This is a genomic window from Pseudomonas sp. Y3 TE3536, assembly GCF_053629175.1.
This window is the reverse complement of the sequence record NZ_JBRJHU010000001.1, coordinates 6,000,526-6,019,833: the sequence shown is the minus strand read 5'-3', so window position 1 is coordinate 6,019,833 and position 19,308 is coordinate 6,000,526. Positions and strand designations below refer to the sequence as shown.

Annotated in this window: 14 protein-coding genes; 2 read left to right on the top strand and 12 right to left on the bottom strand. The window is 66.3% G+C overall.

Annotation, left to right across the window (positions count from 1 at the left end; translation table 11 throughout):
- Window positions 1-80: 80 nt before the first annotated feature.
- The 12 genes from AB7M33_RS26955 to AB7M33_RS26900 form a co-directional block, all read right to left on the bottom strand.
- Window positions 81-377 carry a chorismate mutase gene (locus AB7M33_RS26955; protein WP_454244091.1) on the bottom strand — a complete coding sequence of 99 codons (297 nt, stop codon included), beginning with the start codon at window positions 375-377 and terminating at the stop codon, window positions 81-83.
- Between the two features lie 57 nt (window positions 378-434).
- Window positions 435-1,220: an ABC transporter ATP-binding protein gene (locus AB7M33_RS26950; protein WP_454244090.1), complete on the bottom strand. Its 786-nt coding sequence runs from the start codon at window positions 1,218-1,220 to the stop codon at window positions 435-437.
- An 11-nt stretch (window positions 1,221-1,231) separates the two neighbouring features.
- Entirely contained in the window at window positions 1,232-1,987 is a 756-nt protein-coding gene (locus AB7M33_RS26945; RefSeq protein WP_454244089.1) for an ABC transporter permease, read from the bottom strand.
- Between the two features lie 10 nt (window positions 1,988-1,997).
- Window positions 1,998-2,750, bottom strand: a complete 753-nt coding sequence (locus AB7M33_RS26940) for an ABC transporter permease (RefSeq protein ID WP_454244088.1) — start codon at window positions 2,748-2,750, stop codon at window positions 1,998-2,000.
- A gap of 260 nt (window positions 2,751-3,010) precedes the next feature.
- On the bottom strand, window positions 3,011-5,458 hold the full coding sequence (locus AB7M33_RS26935) for a TonB-dependent receptor plug domain-containing protein (protein ID WP_454244087.1): 2,448 nt from the start codon (window positions 5,456-5,458) through the stop codon (window positions 3,011-3,013).
- Window positions 5,459-5,610: 152 nt separating this feature from the next.
- Window positions 5,611-7,854 carry a TonB-dependent receptor gene (locus AB7M33_RS26930; RefSeq protein WP_454244086.1) on the bottom strand — a complete coding sequence of 748 codons (2,244 nt, stop codon included), beginning with the start codon at window positions 7,852-7,854 and terminating at the stop codon, window positions 5,611-5,613.
- Between the two features lie 382 nt (window positions 7,855-8,236).
- On the bottom strand, window positions 8,237-9,295 hold the full coding sequence (locus AB7M33_RS26925) for an ABC transporter substrate-binding protein (protein WP_027593764.1): 1,059 nt from the start codon (window positions 9,293-9,295) through the stop codon (window positions 8,237-8,239).
- Entirely contained in the window at window positions 9,292-10,356 is a 1,065-nt protein-coding gene (locus AB7M33_RS26920) for an ABC transporter substrate-binding protein (protein WP_186678656.1), read from the bottom strand. The genes AB7M33_RS26925 and AB7M33_RS26920 overlap by 4 nt, the downstream gene beginning before the upstream one ends.
- Before the next feature lie 18 nt (window positions 10,357-10,374).
- Window positions 10,375-11,526 carry an LLM class flavin-dependent oxidoreductase gene (locus AB7M33_RS26915; RefSeq protein ID WP_099429813.1) on the bottom strand — a complete coding sequence of 384 codons (1,152 nt, stop codon included), beginning with the start codon at window positions 11,524-11,526 and terminating at the stop codon, window positions 10,375-10,377.
- A 503-nt stretch (window positions 11,527-12,029) separates the two neighbouring features.
- Window positions 12,030-13,889: an ABC transporter ATP-binding protein gene (locus AB7M33_RS26910; protein ID WP_454244085.1), complete on the bottom strand. Its 1,860-nt coding sequence runs from the start codon at window positions 13,887-13,889 to the stop codon at window positions 12,030-12,032.
- Window positions 13,882-15,657 carry an ABC transporter ATP-binding protein gene (locus AB7M33_RS26905; RefSeq protein WP_454244084.1) on the bottom strand — a complete coding sequence of 592 codons (1,776 nt, stop codon included), beginning with the start codon at window positions 15,655-15,657 and terminating at the stop codon, window positions 13,882-13,884. The genes AB7M33_RS26910 and AB7M33_RS26905 overlap by 8 nt, the downstream gene beginning before the upstream one ends.
- 133 nt (window positions 15,658-15,790) lie before the next feature.
- On the bottom strand, window positions 15,791-17,023 hold the full coding sequence (locus AB7M33_RS26900; protein ID WP_454244083.1) for an acyl-CoA dehydrogenase family protein: 1,233 nt from the start codon (window positions 17,021-17,023) through the stop codon (window positions 15,791-15,793).
- A gap of 378 nt (window positions 17,024-17,401) precedes the next feature.
- Between AB7M33_RS26900 and AB7M33_RS26895 the strand changes: the two genes are divergently transcribed.
- Together AB7M33_RS26895 and AB7M33_RS26890 are read left to right on the top strand one after the other, a co-directional pair.
- The gene (locus AB7M33_RS26895) at window positions 17,402-18,457 is read left to right on the top strand and encodes an ABC transporter substrate-binding protein (protein ID WP_454244082.1); all 1,056 of its coding nucleotides are present in this window, start codon (window positions 17,402-17,404) and stop codon (window positions 18,455-18,457) included.
- 27 nt (window positions 18,458-18,484) lie between these two features.
- On the top strand, window positions 18,485-19,216 hold the full coding sequence (locus AB7M33_RS26890) for a class II aldolase/adducin family protein (RefSeq protein WP_027593757.1): 732 nt from the start codon (window positions 18,485-18,487) through the stop codon (window positions 19,214-19,216).
- Window positions 19,217-19,308: the final 92 nt, after the last annotated feature.

Sequence of the window (19,308 nt, the reverse complement as noted above, 5' to 3'; positions counted from 1 at the left end):
TTGCTGCTGTCACCGGCCTCTTCGCAGCACAAGGCTGCTCCTACCAGGTTCGCGTAGGGCAGTGTTGAACCCGTCCAGGTTCACTCACGGCTCAATGCGGCATGCAGTTTCAGCTCTTCATCGATAAAGGCCGCAATCATCGCCCGGTACACCCGTTCCACCACGTCGGGCGACGCCCCGGTATCGCTGGCAATTGCACGCACCTTGGCAATCACCTGCTCGACCCGCGCCGGTGCGCGCACATCGTCGGTGGTCTTCTTGAAGGTGGCTGCCTGGGCGACCAGTTGGCCGCGTTGGGCGAGCAGCGCGACCAGGTTCTGGTCGATGTGGTCGATGCGCGAGCGAACGTCCTCGATCGATGTGCAACTTACGTCCATGTAGGGGGCTCCATGTTGATGGGCAAGCAAGTCGACCGACATTAGCACAGGCGCAGCTCAATGCCCCACCAGCTCGCCCAGCAACCGCTGTTTGTAAGCGTGCAGCACCGCACTGTCGCGCTCACGCGGGTGCGGCAGGTCGATGTGCAGGTCCTCGCGGATTCTGCCAGGGTGGGCATCCATCACGATCACCCGGTCACCCAGGTACAGCGCCTCCTCGATGTCATGGGTGACCATGATCACGGTGCACCGCTCCTGCACCCAGATGCGCTGCAGCTCTTGCTGCAGCCTCACCCGGGTCAGGGCATCGAGGGCGCCGAGCGGCTCGTCGAGCAGCAGCACCTTGGGTTTGTTCACCAGCGCCCGGGCAATGGCCGCGCGCTGGGCCATGCCGCCGGAGAGCTGGTGCGGGTAGGCGTGCTCGTAACCGCTCAGGCCCACCAGCTCGATGTGCTCAGCCACCAGGCGGTCCTTGTGCGTGGCTGGCATGGTGTGGTTTTTCAGGGCCAGGGCGATGTTCTGCTGCAAGGTCATCCATGGGAACAGGCGGTGGTCCTGGAACACGATGCCGCGTTCCAGGCCTGGCCCGCGCACGGGTTGCTGGTCGAGCAGGATCTGCCCTTGATAGTCCTGGTCGAGGCCGACGATCAGCCGCAGCAGCGTGGACTTGCCACAGCCGCTGGCGCCGACAATGCTGACGAATTCGCCAGGTTGGATGTTCAGCTCGATGTCCTTGAGCACTTGCATCGGCTTGCCCTTGAGGGCGTAGGTCTTGCTCAGGCCACGAAGGGTCAGTGCGCCGTGGGTGGCGGTGGTGGGTAGAGCATGGGCGATGGCGTTCATGGTCGGGCCTTTCAACGGGTCGGGCGCCAGCGCAGCAGGCGGCGTGAGAGGAGGGTGCAGAGCCAGGACATCAGGTAGCCGCACAGGCCGATGCACAGCACGCAGACCACGATGATCTCCATGCGCGCGCCGGCTTCGGCGGTCATCATCAGGCTGCCGAGGCCGGCACCGGAAGACAGGAACAGCTCGCTGCCGACCGAGGTCACCCAGGCGAATGCCAGTGCCTGCAGCACGCCAGCGGAGATGCCCGGCAAGGCGGCAGGCAGCAGGATCAAGCGCAGCTGCTGGGCGCGGCTGAGCATCAGCACGCGGGCGGCTTCACGGTGCTGGCCCTCGACCTGGCGCAGGCTTTCGAAGGTGTTGAGCACCATGGGGTACAAAGCCGCGAGGCTGACGATCAGCAGCTTGGCGCTTTCGCCGTTGCCCAGCCACAGGGCGATCAACGGGATCCAGCCCAGCATCGGCACCTGCCGCAGGGCATGGAACAGCGGTGCGATCAGGCGGTTGGCAGGGGCGGACAGGGCCATCAGCGCGCCCAGCCCGATGCCACCGACAATGCCCACCGCCAGGCCGGTGCAGGTGCGCACCAGGCTTGCCCACAGGTTGATCAGCAGCTCGCCGCTGCCCAGCAGTTCGACCCATGCCGACCCTACCTGCGCCAGTGGCACGAAGGCGTAGGCGCCGGCGGCGTCCTGGCGCGAGGCGTATTCCCAGGCGCCGAGCAGCAGCAACGGCAGCACCAGTCCGCGGGTATTGTGTAGTTTCATCACGGCCTCCTCAGTGGCTTTGCCAGCCAGACAAGCGCCGCTCCACGCGGCGCAGGGCAAAATCCAGGGTGAAGCCGATCACACCGGTGATCACCACCCCGACCATCACGACATCGATACGCAGCATCTGCCGGCCCATTTCGATCATCTGCCCCAGCCCGCTGTCGGCGGCCAGCAGCTCGCAGGCCACCAGCACCACCCAGGCGCGGGTCAACGCCACGCGCACGCCGGTGACGATCGCGGGCACGGCAGCGGGCAGGGCAATACGGCCGACCAATGTAGTCCAGCGCAGGCGGTACACCGCTGCAACCTCGAAGTGACTGCGCGGGATCGCGCGCACCCCTTCACAGGTGGCCAGGGCCACGGGGAAGAACGCGGTCTTGGCGACGATGACGATCTTGAAGGTTTCATCGACGCCAAACAGCAGCACGAACATCGGGATCAGGGCAATGCTGGGCACTTGGCGAAGCGTGTGGAACAGCGGTGCGCAGTAGGCCTCCACGGTGTTTGACAAGGCCAGCGCCGTGCCGAATGCCAGGCCGCCGAGCGCGCCGCCGACAAAGCCCAGGGCCAGGCGCGAGAGGCTGCCGGAAAGGTGTTCCTGCAGCTCGCCGGTGGCCAGCAGTTCGGTGAAGCTGTGCCAGACCTCCAGCGGTGGCACCAGCAGGTTGGCAGGGAACAGCCCAGCGTTGGCCAGCACGGCCCAGAGTGCGAGCAGGGCTGCAGGTGAGATCAACCAGGAGAGGGGCGAGAGCAAGCGCATGGCGGGCCTTGGGGGAGCAGACGATAGAAAGGGCTATCGCAAGAGCTGTGCCAGGCGCTGAAGGCCCGGAAATACGGGGGATGAGAATGTGGTGGTGCTGGAGCAGCACAGGGCTGCTGCTCCAGCAGCAGGTCGTCAGCACTACGTCTGCTGGCTTCTTCGCGGGCAAGCCGGCTCCCACAAGTACGGCGCTAGCTTTGGAGGCTACACAGTTCGGGTGGGAGCGGGCTTGCCCGCGAAGAAGCCAGCGCGGTCGCTGATCAGAAATCGTAACTGACGCTGGTGTAGTAGAACGCCCCCTGCGCCCCCTCGGGGCTGGTGATGGAATACTTCGGCACCCCATACAGCTGCGCGCCTTCGAGCTTGTCTGGATGGCTGTCGAACAGGTTGATCGCGCCCGCCGACAAGGTCAGGCCCAGGTCGAAGCGGTACGACACATCCAGGTCGGTCACCCACTGCGCCGCAAACGTCTGGTCCAGCGCCGGGTTGGCGGCGTTGCGGCTCTGCCATTCGCCATAACGGCGCTGGGCCACGGTGACGCTCCAGCCGTCATACAGCCAGTTGGCGCTCAAGGTCAGTTTGTCCTTGGGCGTACCGTCCTCGATCAGGCCTTGGGTGTTGCGGCCGATGATCTGGTTGCCGGGGATGCTGCCCACGTCGTCCAGCCCGGTGATACGGGTGTTGTTGCGCGCATAGCCGCCGTTGAAGTCCAGCCGGCCCCAACCGCCCAGCTCGAGCTGGTAGTGGCCGGCCAGCTCGAAGCCATCCGTGCGGGTGTCGGCGATGTTGGTGTAGAACGCCGCACTCTGGATATTGGCGTAGGGCGTGCCGGCAAAAATCGGCGTGACTACTGACGACGGCAACTGGTCGGACAAGGTGATGCGGTTGTCGATGTCGATGCGGTAGGCATCCAGCGTCACCGAGGCATTGGGCAGCGGCCGCCAGACCAGGCCCACGGAGAAGTTGGTCGACTCTTCGGGCTTGAGCGACTTGCCACCCAGCAGCGCCGCTTCCGGGCTGTCGGCCCGCAGGGTGCGCTGTTGCACCTCGACCCAGTTGCCACTGCCCGGCGGTTGCTCCACCACCTGCACGCTGAACGAGGACAACCCGCTCTGCACCAGTGAAGGCGCGCGGTAGCCGGTGCTGGCGCTGGCCCGGGCGGCGATTTCGGGGGTGAAGTCATAGCGCAGCGACAGTTTGCCGTTGGTAGTGTCGCCAAAGTCCGAGTAGTGCTCGCTACGCACCGCCACGCCGGCCTGGAATTTCTCGGTGAGCTGGGCTTCGACATCTAAGTAGGCGCCTATCACCCGGCGGTCGAGCGACACCGCATCGACCTGGGTGATGCCCGAGTAATAACCGGGAATACGCCGGCCAGAAACCGGGTCGACGGTGTTGAACAGCGGCCCGTTGGACCAGCCGGCGGCGTCACCCTCGGTCAGGTCGAAGTTCTCCTGGCGCCAGGCCAGCCCTGCCGAAACGGTCAGTGGCTTGAACAGCCAGTCGTTGGCGAAGTCGCGTGTCCAGTCCAGGGTCAGGTTGGTCTGGTCGGCTTCGCGCCGGCCGGTGTAGAGGGTCGAGGGGCTGGCAGTGCCCCAGCTGGGGTTGATGGCGTCGCGGTCGGTGGAGTCGACGCGGTTGTTGCCGTAGTTCAGCGCCAGGTCGAAATTGCCCAGTGCTTCATTCTCCAGGCGCAGGCCACTGGTGACGGCGAAGTCTTCCAGGCCATAGCGGGTGACTGGCAAGCGGCCGTCGGGGTAGCGCGCCAGCGCCACGCTGCCGTAGTTGCTGCGCAGGGTGGTGGGCGGGTCGAAAAAGTTCTCGGCGTCGGTGTTCTTGTGCGCGTAGGTGGCGAAGCCATAAGCGCTCAGGCCCTCGCTCAGGCCCATCTCGGCGTTGGCGGTGAAGTTGTACTGGTCCGAGACGTTGCCCGAGCCCCAGCGCCAGTTGCGGTAGCGGTTGTTCTGCTCACGCGGGGTGTCGATGCTGGTCGAGCCGGGGTAGAACAGGCGGTTGTCGTCGCGCGTGTCGCTGGCCGGGTCCTGGCTGCCGGCGTCGAAGGCCAGGGTAAGGAAGCCGTCGTTGGGCAGGGCAAAGCCTTTCCAGCCGCTGAGCTTGCGTTGCAGGCCATCGCCTTTCTTGTAGCCGCCGAAGCGGTAGCCGGCGTTGCCGCCGTCGTCGCGTTCCTTGAGGACGATGTTGATCACCCCGGCGATGGCGTCCGAACCGTACTGGGCGGCGGCGCCATCGCGCAGGATTTCTACCCGCTCGATGGCCGACAGTGGGATCAGGCTGAGGTCCACTGCCGCCGCGCCACGGGCGTTGACCAGGCCTTGGCGGGTAACGTTGGCGCTGGTGTGGCGGCGCTTGCCGTTGACCAGCACCAGCACCTGGTCGGAAGCCAGGCCGCGCAGCGAGGCGCCCTGGGCGATGGAGCCGGCAAAGGCGCCTTGCGGCGATTGTGGGAAGCTGAACGACGGTGACAAGGCCGTGAGCGCGGCGGACAGGTCGCTGGCGCCGGTTTCCTGCAGTTTTTCGCCACTCAGGACGTCGACGGGCGCAGCGCTTTGCAGGGCGGTGACGTCGCTGCGGTGGGTGCCGACCACGACCACGGTGTCGAGGTTGGTGGCGGGTTCGGCGGCGAATGCGGGCACGGCAAGGCTGCCGATGGCCAGGGCGATGGCGCTGGCCAAGGGGGTGTGGTGGGGCATGTGGGATGTCCTTTTAGAAGGCGTGAGTGCCTTGGGGCTGCTGCGCAGCCCATCGCGACGCAAGGCCGCTCCTACACACAACGGTCGCGCGCTCCTGTAGGAGCGGCCTTGCGTCGCGATGGGTCGCGCAGCGGCCCCAAAGGCAGAAAAAATCAGAAGCGGCTGGTGACACTCAGCCCGACCGTGCGTGGGTCGCCATAGGTGATCACGTACTGCCCGGCAGTCCCGTTAGGCCGGCCATGCACCTGGTAGCGGCGGTCGGTGAGGTTGTTGACGAAGCCGGTCACGCTCAGCTTGTCGTCGGGGCTGAACCAGGTCAGGCGGGCGTTGGCCAGGGTGTAGTGGGGCTGGCTGAGGGTTTCGTCAGCGCTGCTCTGGCGGTCGGCAAGGAAGTATTCCTTGTCGCGGAAACTCACGTCGCCGCCGGCCACCAGCTTGCCGCCGACCTGCAACGGAAAGGTGTAGTCGGCACCCAGCGACACCACGTTGCGCGGCGAGCGCACGAAGCTGTTGCCGCTGTAGTCGCCGGTCACCGCGCCAGTGGTGGGGTTGGTGTTTTTGAAGTCGGTGTATTCGGTGTCGAGGAACGACACCGCCGCACGCACGTGCAGGCGGTCGGTCGGCTGGCCTTCGATCTCCAGCTCCGCACCTTTGACCGTGCCCTTGGCGCCGTTGGTCAAGGCGGTGGTGAGCACGCCGTTGTTGACCGTCAGCAGGTTCACCTGAATGTCCTTGTAGTCGTAGTAGAAGACGTTGGCGTTAACCGTCAGGCGGCGGTCGAACCACTCGGATTTCAGGCCCAACTCGTAGGCATCCAGCTCTTCCGGGTCTACCGTGGTCAGCTGTGCAAGGCTGGTCGATAGCCCGGTGTTGAAGCCGCCGGAGCGGAAGCCATGGGCATAGCGGAAGAACACCCGCAGGTTGTCGTTGATGCGGTACTCGGGGGTCAGGTCGTAAGTCCAGGCTTCCCAAGTCTTGTCTTCCTGACGATTGCCGTTGGTGCCCACGCCTGCCAGCGGGATCAGCGGGCCGTTGGCGGTGGCGCGGGTCAACTGGGTCAGGTCCAGGTCGATGTCTTTTTTCTCCTGGGTCCAGCGCAGGCCACCCGTCACGCTGAAGTCATCGGTGAAGTCGTAGGTCAGGTTGCCAAACAGCGCGTAGCTGTCGGTGCGGTGGTCATAGCCCAGGTCGCGGAACGCGGTGGTGCCGACCTGGTTCGAACCGGTGCCGTTGGGTGTCGGGCCCGGGGTGACGATGCGCTGGGCCGCGCTGTCGAGGTCTTCATGGAAGTAGTGCGCGCCTGCCAGCCAGTGCAGCGGGCGGTCTTCCGGCGATGCCAGGCGCAGCTCCTGCGACCACTGGCGGTAGCTGTTGTCGGTGATCGACGCGCCGTTGACCTCGTACGGGGTGTAGTCGGCGTCGCTGGTCGAGCGGTTGCGGATGTAGTCGTAGGCGCTGATCGAGGTCAGGGTGTAGTCGCCCAGGTACCAGTTGAAGGTCAGCGACGCGCCGTCGTGGTCGAGGCGGTAGTCCTCGTTGACGTTGAGCGAAATGTCGCGGCCATTGGGGCGCTCGTAACCGACGTTGTAATAGCGGCCCACCGGCAGCGCGCCATTGCTGCCATCGCCCTTGAACTGGCGGCTGTGCAGCTTCAGCAAGGCGTCCAGGTCGGGGTTGAGCTGGGCGAGGAACTGCAGGCGGATGGCTTTTTTGTTGACGTCGCCATAGGTGTTGCCGTCGAAGTCGTTGTGCTGGAAGCCATCGCGTTCTTCGGAGTACAGCGACACCCGGCCGGCCAGTTTTTCGTCCACCAGCGCGCCGCCGATGGCACCGGTGAGGATCCGTTCGTTCTTGCTGCCGACGCCGACCGTGCCGTAGCCGTCGGTGTCGAAGGTCGGCTTCTTGGAGATCACGTTGACCGCGCCCGCCGTGGTGTTCTTGCCATACAGGGTGCCCTGCGGCCCGCGCAGGATCTCGATGCGTTCGAGGTCGAACAGCGGGCCGCCGCCGGCGATCGGTGCGTTGAGGTAGACGTCGTCGGCGTAGATGCCCACTGGGTAGACCGTCGCGGCGCCGGTGTCACCGGTGCCCAGGCCACGGATGTACCAGCGCGGCCGGCCATCGCCGTCGGGGTTCTTGGCCGAGGCGTTAGGCACGAAGGTGGTGATGTCGCCCATCGAGCGCACGCCGTCTGCAGTGATGCTGGTGCCCTTGATCGCCGACACGGCGACCGGGACTTCCTGCAGGGTCTGTTCGCGGTGCTGGGCCGTGACGGTGACGGTTTCCAGGGCGGGCTCGGTCTTGGCGTCTTCGTTGGCGGCGACGGCCTGGCCGCCGGTGCCGGCCAGCAGCAGCGCGAGGCTGATCTGGCGGGCCAGTGGGTGGAGCTGGTGCATGGTGAATCTCCCCGTATGTAAAGCGTTGTTGGGGAGAGCTAGAGCAGGGACTGTGCCATGTTTTTAAGTTGTTGAATTATATGAATTTAATTGGTTTTTTAGGGGGCCGTTGCCGGTAGGGCAGCAGTGGGGTGCTTGGCGGGTGCTGCTGGGGCAGCAGCGTTTGGTTGAGCATGTTGGGGCCGCGTTGCGGCCCTATCGCCGGCAAGCCGGCTCCCACCCGAACTGTGTAGCCTCCAAGGCTAGCGCCGCACCTGTGGGAGCAACTGTCTTTGAGGATTTTTTTGAAGTTGCTCCCACAGATACGCCGCAGGCCAGGAAGCTGCGGTGAACCTGTGGGAGCGGGCTTGTCCCGCGAAGGGGGCGCATAGCGCCCCCAGGGTCACACAGCCAACCGCGAAGTCGAGCCGATCACACGCTCCAGCACGCTGAAGTCGATCCACTCCCGCACATCGAACCGGCGCGGTATGAACCCCCACCTGAACAGGAACTCGGTAAAGTCCTGCAGCGCATCGATCGAGCGGCTGTCCAGGGTCGTGCGCAAGCGCCGGTGGGCATCGTCGCCATAAGCCGCCGCCACCCAGTACTCGCTGGTGTTCAGCTCACGGGCAAGAAAGCGCCGGGTCTCTTCCGGGTTGGCCCACGCCCACTGCTCGGTGCGCAACACCGTGTCGACCAGTGTACGGCTGGCATCGAAGTGCTCTTCCAGCAAATGCCGGTCCACGGTCAATGTGCGCGGTGTGCCGTTGTTGCTGCGGATCAGCGGGTCGGGGTGGCTGCCGGTATCGACGACTACACGCAGGCCAAACTCGTGGGCCAGGTGCACCGCATGGGCGCCCTTGAGGAAGATCGCATCGATGTCGCCGCGCAGCAGGCCGATCAGTTCGTTGTTGCGGCGGCTGAAACGGCTGGTGTCCAGGCTCACTTCGGCGCCATACAGGTGCTGCTTGGCGTCGTCGCTGTAGGTACCGCCGTAGGGGTAGTCGACCAGTTCGACATCCGCCACGCTCAAGCCTTCGAGCTTCAGCGCGTTTTCCAGCCCGCGCAGGGCCTGGGCGCGGGTGAAATCGATCTGCACATTGGCCCACTTGGGCAAGCCGAAGCGACGGTTTTTCAGGTCGCGGATACTGCGCACACCGCTTTCTTCGGTGGTCAGGATCAGTTGCACTTCATCGCTCCACGACAACCCCAGCACGCGGGTCTCGACACCACTGGCGTAGGCCCAGATTGCCGGGATGTTGCCGCCGTGGCGCACTGAGTTCTGCAGGTGGTGGTCGTAGTGGGCTTCGCGCACTTCCCGTTCGCTGGATTCGCGCAACGACTGGATGTTGGTGCCGAACGGCGCAAAGGCCTCGGCCAGGCGCCCGGATTGCACGGCAATGCCGAGGCCGGTGGGCACGGGGCTGTGGGTGTACCAGAGCGTTTCCAATGGCTTGGTCATGGGGTAACGGGCTTCCTGTCCAGGGGAGTGGGGGCCAGCAAGTGGTCCAGGGGTTGGCGGGCGATCCAGTCACGTACCTCGAACCGGTTGGGGATGAAGCGCCAGCGTTTGAGAAATTCGACAAAATCCTGCAGGGCGTCGATGGCCTGGTCATCCAGGCGGGTGCTCAGGCGCAGGTGGGCATCGGCGCCGTACGCGACCGTGACCCAGTATTCGCTGCTGTTGGTTTCACGGGCCAGGTAGCGGCGGGTTTCGTCCGGGTGCTGATGGGCCCAGCGTTCGGCGCGCAGTACGGACGAAAGCAGGGTGCGCACCACCTGCGGGTGTTGCGCCAACAGGTGGCTGTCCACGGCGAGGGTGCGCGGCGTGCCGTTGTTGCTGCGGATCAACGGGTCGGGGTGGCTGCCGGTGTCTATGACCGTGTGCAGGGCAAAGGCATGGGCCAGTTGCACGGCGCTCGCGCCCTTGAGAAAGATCGCATCGACCTCGCCGCGCAACAGCCCGGCCAGCTCCAGGTTGCGGCCTTCGCTTTGCGTGCTGGACACCGGTGTACCCGCCACATTGCGCACCGGGCGGTCGCTGAAGGTGCCGTCGTAGCGGTAGTTGACCAGCGCTACGTCGCCCACTTGCAGGCCTTCGAGTTTAAGGGCGTTTTCCAGCCCGCGCAGGGCTTGCGCGCGGGTGAAGTCGATCTGCGCCGAGGCCCAGTCGGGCAGGCCGAAGCGCCGGCCCTTGAGGTCCTTGACCGTGTGGATGCCGCTGTCCGGGCGGGTCAGGATCAACTGCGCTTCATCGGCCCAGGACAGGCCGATCACACGGGTTTCGCGGCCTTGCGCGCGGGCCCAGATGGCCGGGATGCTGCCGCCGTGGCGGACCGAGTTGAGCAGGCTGTGGTCGAAATGCGATTCGCGCACGGCCTGCTGGTCGGCTTCGCGCAGGGATTGTACCTGGGTGCCAAGGCTGGCCAGGTCATCCTGCAGCCAGCCTTGCTGCACGGCGATGCCCAGGCCGGTGGGGACTGGACAGCGGGTGTACCAAAGGGTATCGAGGGGTGTGCTCATGTTCCGGCTCCATCGGGTTCAGGCGCTGGCCTTCAAGGGGGGGGTGGCGGCAGCCTGTTGCACCAAGGGCAGCACTTCCTGGCCGATGCGCAAGGCTTCTTCCAGGTGCGGGTTGCTGGCCAGAATGAACGTGCTGAAACCCGCATCACGGTATTCGGCCAGGCGCTCGGCGATGTTCTGGTGGCTGCCCACCAAGCCCACGGTCGGGCCGGGCTTGGCCTTGGCGAAGCCGGCCCACAGGTTGCGCGCCAGGATCAGTTCGTCGAAGCCTTGCAAGCCTTGGTGATAGGCCGCCTGGCGAGCGCCGCCGACCGAGTCGGAGCCGGTCACGAAGCCCTTGGCCGAGGCGCTGGCCTTGCCTTCCAGGCGCTCGAACTGCTGGCGCAATTCCCGCCACGCCTGTTCCTCGGTCTCACGGGCGAACAGGTCGACGCGCAGGCCGAAGCGCACGGTGCGCCCTTGTTTGTCGGCCAGTTCCCTGACCCGCTCGATGTGCGGTTTGAGCGTGTCGATCGGCTCGGCCCAGTTGAGGTACACATCGGCGTGGCGCGCCGCCACGTCCAGCGCTGCATCGGAAAACCCGGAGAAGTACACGCCCGGTTTGCGCTCGTGTTGCAGGCCGGGTGGCAGGCTGCCGTTTTCCAGGCGATAGATGTCGCCGTCGTAGGAAAATTTGTCCTGCGCCCACAGGCCCTGGATCACGTCGAGGAACTCACCGGTGCGCTTGTAGCGCAGGTCATGTTCGAGGAAGTCGCCGTTGGCCCGCTGGCTGGCCGGGTTGCCGCCGGTGATGATGTTCCAGTCCAGCCTGCCGCCGCTGAGGTTTTGCAGGATCGCGGCCTGCTGGGCGGCATAGGCGGGCAAGGTCCAGGTGGCCTGGAACGCGATCAGAAAGCGTATGCGGCGGGTTTCGCGGGCCAGCGCTGCGGCAGCGATCCACGGCTCGGGGCCGGTGGGCAGCAAGGCACCCTCGAAACCTGCCAGCTCGGCGGCCTTGGCCACCTGGGCGATGTAGTCGATGTAGGTAAAGCCGTCGCTTTCGCCGTTGGGCAGGCGACCGGGGGCGATGTTGCCGGGGCGGTGCTGCGGGTTGCCACGGTTGTGGCGGTCGGTGGACAACTGCGGGCCATCGGTGCCCAAGGGCAGGCGCCAGAAAAATTCGGTGGTCATGGGGGCTCCTGAAGGGGAGGTTGTGCGGATGGGGAGGGTGGTGCAACGGCTGTGCCATGCGTGGCGTTGGGCTTGTGCGGCGGGGGCTTGCGGTGCAGGAGAGGGGCGGGGTGCTGCTGTGGCAGCAACCGGGAAGCAGTGGATGCTGGGAGAGCAGCATGGGGGCTGAGGGGAGGGGGGCAGGGCTTGGGGTTTGCGGTGCCTGGGAGATCGAGCGCCGCCCGCGCGGCGCATCGCGAGCAACGCTCGCTCCTACGTTTGTTTCGGGCCAATCATTCCTGGGGCAAACGCGCGCGACCGCCTTGGCGCATGGCTCGGTATCGCGTCGAAAAAACAAGGCGTTCGCGCGCGCCTGTCACAGGCGTTATTGGCCGAAAACAAACGTAGGAGCGAGCGTTGCTCGCGATGCGCCGCGCGGGCGGCGCTCGATCTCCCAGGCGCTGCACCTCCCAAACCTTACACCTGGCGGCGCTCGATCTATCAGGCGCCGCACCTCCCAAGCCTTACACCTGGCACGACTCGCCCCTCTCGGCCACAACCTCCCCGGCACTGCGCAGGTAGGCCTCATACAACGCCGCATAAGCCCCACCCCGGTCAATCAGCTCGGCATGCGCCCCTTGCTCCACCACCTGCCCATGGCGGACCACGGCGATGCGGTCGGCATCGCGGATGGTCGCCAGGCGGTGGGCGATGATGATCGCCGTGCGCCCTTGGCACAGCCGCCGCAAGGCCTGCTGGATACGCCGCTCGGTGTGCACATCCACCGCCGAGGTGGCCTCGTCGAGCACCAGTACCGCCGGGTCGGCCAGGTAGGCGCGCACCAGGCACACCAGTTGCCGTTGGCCATGGCTCAGGTGCGCGCCCAGGGGCCCGACTTCGGTGTGGTAGCGCTGCGGCAGGCGCTCGAGCACTTCGTCTGCCCCCAGTTCGCGGGCGGCTGCCACCAGGCGTGCATCGTCGGCACCAGGTGCTGCCAGGCGCAGGTTGTCGAGGATGCTGCCGCTGAACAGCACGTTGTCCTGCAGCACCACGCCGACGTTGCGCCGCAGGTCACGCTGGGCCAGTTCGCGCAGGTCGATGCCGTCCAGTTTCACGGCGCCGCGTTGCACTTCGTAGAAACGCGTCAGCAACTGCACCAAGGTACTTTTGCCATGCCCGGACGGGCCGACGATGGCCAACACTTCACCGGCGCGGATGTGCAGGTCGAGGCCATCGATCACCGGGCGCGGGCCGTTTGGGGTGTAGGCGAAGCCCACCTGTTCGAAGTCCACCTGGCCGCGTGCCCTGGCCAGCGGGCGGGGTGATGGCGGGTCGAGTACCTGTGGGCGAGTGTCGAGCAGCAGGAAGATCCGCTGCGCCGACGCACTGCCGGTGGCATAGCGCTCGAACAGGTCCGACAGCTCCTGCAGTGGCCCCAGGAACAGGAACACGTAGAACAGGCTCTCGGCCACCTGGCCGACAGTGACCTTGCCTTCGGCCAGGCCGTGGGCGCCTACCAGCAGCAATACGGCCATGCCTGCCGTGCTCAACAGTGCCGTGAACGGCGCGAACCAGCCGGCGCGCAGGCTGCCGCGGATCAGGGCCTGGTTGAAGTCCTCGAGCATACGCCGGTAGCGCGCCTGGTTTTTTTGCTCTTGGCCACATTGCTGAATCAAGCGCACGCCGCTGACGCTCTCGACCAGGTGCGCGGTGAAGCGGCTGCGCTGTTCGGCGACCTTGGCCCAGTTGCGTTGCGACACCCGTTTGAAGCACCAGGTGGCCAACGCCAGCAGTGGCACCGTGGCGGCCAGGCTGTAGAAGAAGCTCGGCTCGATGCGCCACAGCATCACCGCCGCCAGGCCGCAGCGCAGCAGGGCGCCGAGCAGCTCTGGCGGGCCTTGCACCAACAACGGTTCGAGCGCATCGACATCGCGGTCAACGCGAGAAATGATGCGCCCGGCGCGGGTCTGGTCGAAGTAGCTCACCGACAGCGCCTGCACGTGGGCAAACACCTTCACCCGCAGGTCGTTGAGCACGCGGATCGCCGCCCGCCCGGCAATGAACTGCGACACGCCTGCCAGCAGGAAGCGCCCCAGCCAGCTGGCCGCCAGGCCCAGGCCCAGCCACAGCACCAGGCGTTCGTCCAGCAACCAATGATCAGCGCTGGCCACCAACCCCTTGTCGAGCAGCTCGCGAACGAACCAGGGCCGCAGGAACACGGTGAACACCAGCAGCAGTTCGATGCCGATCACCGCCAGAATCTGCCGGCGAATGGGCCGCAGCAGCGGCAACAGGCGGTGGAACATGCCACGGTCCAGGGCCTGGCGCGCCAGGTGCTGCTCGATCTCGATATCGCTGGGGGCCTTGTTGGGTGCATTACTCATGGTCGATCCCCAGCAGGTCGCGGTAGTGGGCATTGTTCGCGCTCAGCTCGGCATGGGTGCCACTGGCGCTGATGCGGCCGTTTTCCAACATCAGTACCCGGTCGGCCAACAGCAGGGTCGAAAGGCGGCTGGTGATCAGCAGCAAAGTCGGCCCCTGGCCCGTGTCGCCGCGCAGGCGGCGGATGTTGTGCAGCACCTGGCGCTCACCCAGGGCATCCAGGGCGCTGGTGGCGTCGTCCAGGCACAGGATGTCTGGCGCACCGAGCAGTGCGCGGGCCAGGCACAGGCGCTGGCGCTGGCCGCCGGAGAGGGTCACGCCACGGTCGCCCAGCGGCGTGTCGAGGCCATGGGGCAAGCGTTCGAGTACATCGTCTGCCGCCGCCAGGCGCAGCCCTTCGCGCAACTCAGCGGCGCTGGCATCGGCTGCCGCCAGGCGCAGGTTGGCCGCCAGGCTGTCAGAGAACAGGAAGCTTTCTTGCGGCAACACCTGGACGCGTCGGCGCAGGTCGGCCAGGTCGAGCGCGCGCACATCCTGCCAGCCCACGGCGTCACTGCCGACCAGCACGGCGCCGCCTTGCACGTCGGCCAGGCGCGGCAGCAGGCTGGCCAGCAGGCTCTTGCCGGTGCCCGTGGCGCCGACCAGTGCCACCACCTCGCCGGGCTGCAGGGTCAGCGAGCAGTCCTGCAAAATGGCGCGCTCGCCCGTGGGGGCGCAGACGCGCACCTGGGCCAGTTTCAGGCCCAATGGCCCAGGGGGCAGGGTCGCCTGGCCGCCAAGGATCGCCGGTTGCTCGTCCAGCAGTTGCCAGATGCGCTCGGCACTGGCGCGGGCATCGGCGAAGGTCTGCATGACCCGGCCGATGCCTTCGATACGGAACACCAGCGTGGTGGCCACCAGCAGCGAAGTGACCAGCTCGCCGATGCCCAGCGCGCCCGCCGCCACGCGATGGGCGCCGTACACCAGGATCCACACATGCCCCAGCGCCACCACCGCCTGTGGCAGCGGGATGCGTGAGCTGGCATAGGCCAGGGCCGCGCGTGCGTGGCCGGTGAACACGCCAACCTGGTGGGCGAACCGCTCGATGCGCTGGCCCTCCAGGCCGAACGCTTTGATCACGCGCACGCCACCGATGCCTTCTGCCAAGTCCTGGCTGACCTGGTCGTAGGCAGCGCCCACGGCGCGATCGAGCGTAACCAGGCGATCGGTCTGCACGACGAACAGCCACAGCCCGGCCCCGGTCAACAGCAGCGGCACCAGGCCGAGCAGTGGGTCATACCAGCTCAGCAGCCCCACGGCTGCCATCACCACCAACGGCGTTTCGATGATCTGTCGCCAGAAGGTGATCAGCGCATCGCGCACCTTGTCGGCGTCGCGGGTGGTGCGGGTAACCAGTTCACCCATGCCGTGGCGCCAGTGGTAGCCCAGGTGCAGGCGCTGGACCTGCGTGAGGATGCGTTCGCGCAGGCGCGTCAGCAGCGCCTGGCTAAGCACCAGCGACAGCACCGCGGCGGCGTATTGCAGCACACCACGGCCCAGGGCGATGGCCAGCAGCAGCCATAGCCAGTGCCAGGCCACGGCGGCATCCAGGCCGCCCTCGGGCAGGCGCACCACGGCGCGGCCAGCGCTGACATCGTCGATCGCGTGGCCGATCAGCCATTGCTGCCAGACCAGGCCAAGGTTGCCGGCGATGTACAAGGCGGTCACGAGGGCGAAGCGCCAGGGCATTTCACGGTAGATGGCCAGGGCGCGAAGAAGAGGGTGGTTCATGTAGAGGCTCGGTACTGGGGCTGCTACGCAGCCCATCGCAGGCAAGCCAGCTCCCACAGGTACGGTGGCGTGGCTTGGTGTGTGGGCGCTGGCTTGCCTGCGATGGGCCGCGCAGCGGCCCCCAGGGTTAGGTTCAACGGCGCGTTGCGCCCTGGGTTTCCTTGGCATTGAGCACGGCGGTGTACTCCCCTGGGTCGGCGCCATTGAGGTAGTAGTTGCCGACGTTGTGCAGCCGCCAGCGAATGGGGTCATGGGTGGTGTGCACCCGGGCGTTGCGCCAGAAGCGGTCGAGGTTCCACTTGCTCAACGAGGCACTGGCCCCGAGCAGAGAAAACAGGTCGCTGGAGATCTTCAGTGACGCCGCATCGGAGTGGGCGCGGGCAGTGGCCACCGAGAGAATCAGTTCATCCTGCAGGGCTTTGTCCTCCGGGTCGCGCTCATGCGCGTCGAACACCCGTGCGGCATCGCGCAGTACCGACTCGGCACCGCGCAGCGCCACGGCGTACTCGCCAATCTGGCGAATCACGTGCGGCTCGTCACTGGCGCGGTCCACGCCACTTTCCACCCAGGCCCGGGCATGCTCGCGCAGGTAGTCGACGCCTGCCTGCAGCGCGCCGGCGGCGATGCCGGTGTCGATGGCGGCATGAAGAATCTGCGGGAAGGTCAGCCCTGTGCGCTTCATCGGGCCGGTGCGCCGCGACAGGTAACGCTCGTCCAGCACGATCTCGTCGAAGTTGACCGTGCCGCTCACCGAGTTCTGCTGGCCGAAGGCCTGCCAGTCATCGACCAGGGTCAGCCCAGGGGTGTCGCGGTGCAGCAGCACACCGACGCCGCCGTCTTCGCTGGCGGCCGTCAGCGAGATCCAGTCGGCCAGGTAAGAGCCGGTGGAGTAGAACTTGCTGCCATTGAGCACCAGCTTGCCATCGGCGCGGCGCTCGACCCGGGTTTTCAGGGCGAACTTGTTCTTGCCGCCCACCTCGGCCAAGGCATTGCCGAAACGCTTGCCGGCCAGTACGTCGGCGATCAGGCGGTCGCGCACGTCGTCGGCGTAGCTGGTGAAGATGCCGCGCAGCATCACGTTGTGGATCTGCAGCAGTTGGCCGACACCGCCGTCGGCGGTGGAGATCAGGCGCACGGTTTCGACGATGGTTTGCACCGAGGCGCCAAGGCCGCCGAATTCGGCTGGTACGGCGATGGCGGTGAGACCGCTGCTGGACAGCAGGTCGGCCTGGCGGCGCGGCAGCTGGCCGTTGTTGCTGGGGTCGGCGGCGAGCACGGCGATTTGCGCGGCGACCTCTCGGGCGGCGGCGATGGCTTCGTCTTCGCTGGTCAGGCGGTGGATAGGGCTGGGTTCGATGGCGCTCATGGGTCGTCTCGCAAGGGTCTTCAAGGGCCAGTGCGCCTGCTTCGCGGGCAAGCCCGCTCCTACAGGTGAAGTGCCGGTTTCAATGGCAATGAAGGACCTGTGGGAGCGGGCTTGCCCGCGAATGGCTGCACCGCGGTCCCATAGCCTTGAGCAAGTTCTTTGCCATGACTCACCAGGCCCCGTGTTGCTTGGCTTCGGGCCGCGCCTGCTGCCCCAGCAACAGCCCGCCTGCTGATCTGGCAGCACCCCGCCCGCAATCCTGCTCCGTGCCCAGCACTCAACGCCTGTAAACGACACTCAAGTCCCCGTAAATCAAGGCCTCCAGCGGTTGGCACGCACGCTGCAATAGCGCTTTCACGACGCCCAAGGAGCCACCCCATGACACTCGCTACTGCCGCAACGCAAACCGACGACCCCACTGCCCTGGACCGCATCTGGTTTACCCGCTGCCCGGTGCCCACCGCTTCGGGCATCGCCTACAAGCTGGGCTGGCTGGACGAAGAATTCGCCCGCGACGGCCTGCCGGTCTCGACCCTGCAGGAAACCCGTCAGCTCGGCCATCACCACTACGATCACCAGCTCCCGGGGCTGTTTCGCGAAGGCGGCAACGTGCCGGCCTTGGCCGCCCGTGCAGCAGGCTCACCGAGCCGGCTGATCGGCCTGACCTGGATCGAGGAATGGCAGACCATCCTGGTGCGCCCGGACTCAGGCATCCGCAACGCCGCCGACCTGCGCGGTAAGCGCCTGGCACTGCCGGCCTGGGGTGACAGCCGCCCCGGTAGCATCGCCCGGGCCATGAGCCTGCACGGCTACAAAGGCGCCCTGGCCTCGGCCGGCCTGCACTTGGACGACGTGCAACTGGTGGAAGTGGCGCTGCTCGACCAGGCCAGCGCCGCCACCCCGCAGCTGGGCCTGCAGCGCCTGTGGTCGGGCCTGGATTACCTGGCGCGCGGTGAGGTCGATGCCGTCTACGTCAAGGGCGCGGCCGCTGCCGATGCGGCGCGTCGCCTGGGCCTGGTGGTGGGCGTCGATCTCGACCTGCTAGCCGACCCGCGCCACCGCATCAACAACGGCACGCCAAGGCCGATCACCGTGCACCAGAGCCTGCTCGACAACCACTTCGAGCTGGTTGCGCGCTTCCTGGCCCAGACCCTGCGCGCTGCCGAATGGGCGGCCGGCAACCGCGATGCGCTCAACAGCTTCCTCGAGGACGAGACCCGCGCCGGCAGCCAAGGTGTTGCCGAAGCCTATCGCGGCGCGTTCCACACCACCTTGGCGCCGGACCTGTTCGAGCAACGCCTGGCGTTTCTGGGCACGCAAAAGGACTTTCTCTACCTGCATGGCTTCCTCGAAGCCGACTTCAGCATCGCCGACTGGGTCGACCCACGGCCCCTGCAGGCTGCCCATGAACTGCTGGCCCAGCGCCGCGCCTGACTTTGCATCCGCCTCCGGAGATTGAACATGACCGTACTGATCAACGAACGCCCCGTCACTGCCGAACTGCACGCTTTCATCGACCAGGTGGTCGCCGAAGCCGAAGCGGCGTTTACCGTATTCCGCGAGACCAACACCATCACCGCCAATGGCACTGTCGGCTTCATCGAGCGTGTGCCCGGTGAAGACCTGCTGGTGTCCGTCAACTACGGCGGCCCGTGGAACCACCGCAAACCGCTGCAGGCGACCGTGACCGACTTCTCCGGCAACGTGATCGTCGGCAAGGGCAAAGGCGGGCTGGGGCGCTACACCAAACTGTTCCAGACCCACGCTGACATCACCACGATCTCGCATGTGCACAGCCCGTACCTCGGCGCCTGGGCCCAGACCCACCGTACTTTGCCGTTCCACTATGTGCCGGTGCAGCGCTATCAGCTGGCGCGGGAGCTACCGGTGTACATCGACCGGCGCCAGGCCGAGGTGGACTTCATCCTCGACAAGATCGCCGAAAACCCGTTCAACCTGGCCATTCTCGAAGCCAATGGCGGCTCCACGGTGTGGGGTAAGCAGGGGCTGCGTGCGACGGCCGAGTTCATCCTGCTGTTGGAAGAAGGCGCGCAGATTCAGCTGCTGGCCGATGCGCTGGGCGGTTCGCGGCCGTACGGGCCAGGGGTGCTGACGCAGCAGTGGAAGATGAGTGGGTTGTACGAGCGCGCTACCGAGCTGGGGCTGGTGCCGGGTATCGATCGGCGCAGCTGATTCGCAGTTCCAAGCCCACCACGCCCTCCTTTGTAGGAGCAGCCTTGTGCTGCGAAGAGGCCAGTCCAGGCGCAGCAACTGTACCTGCGGGC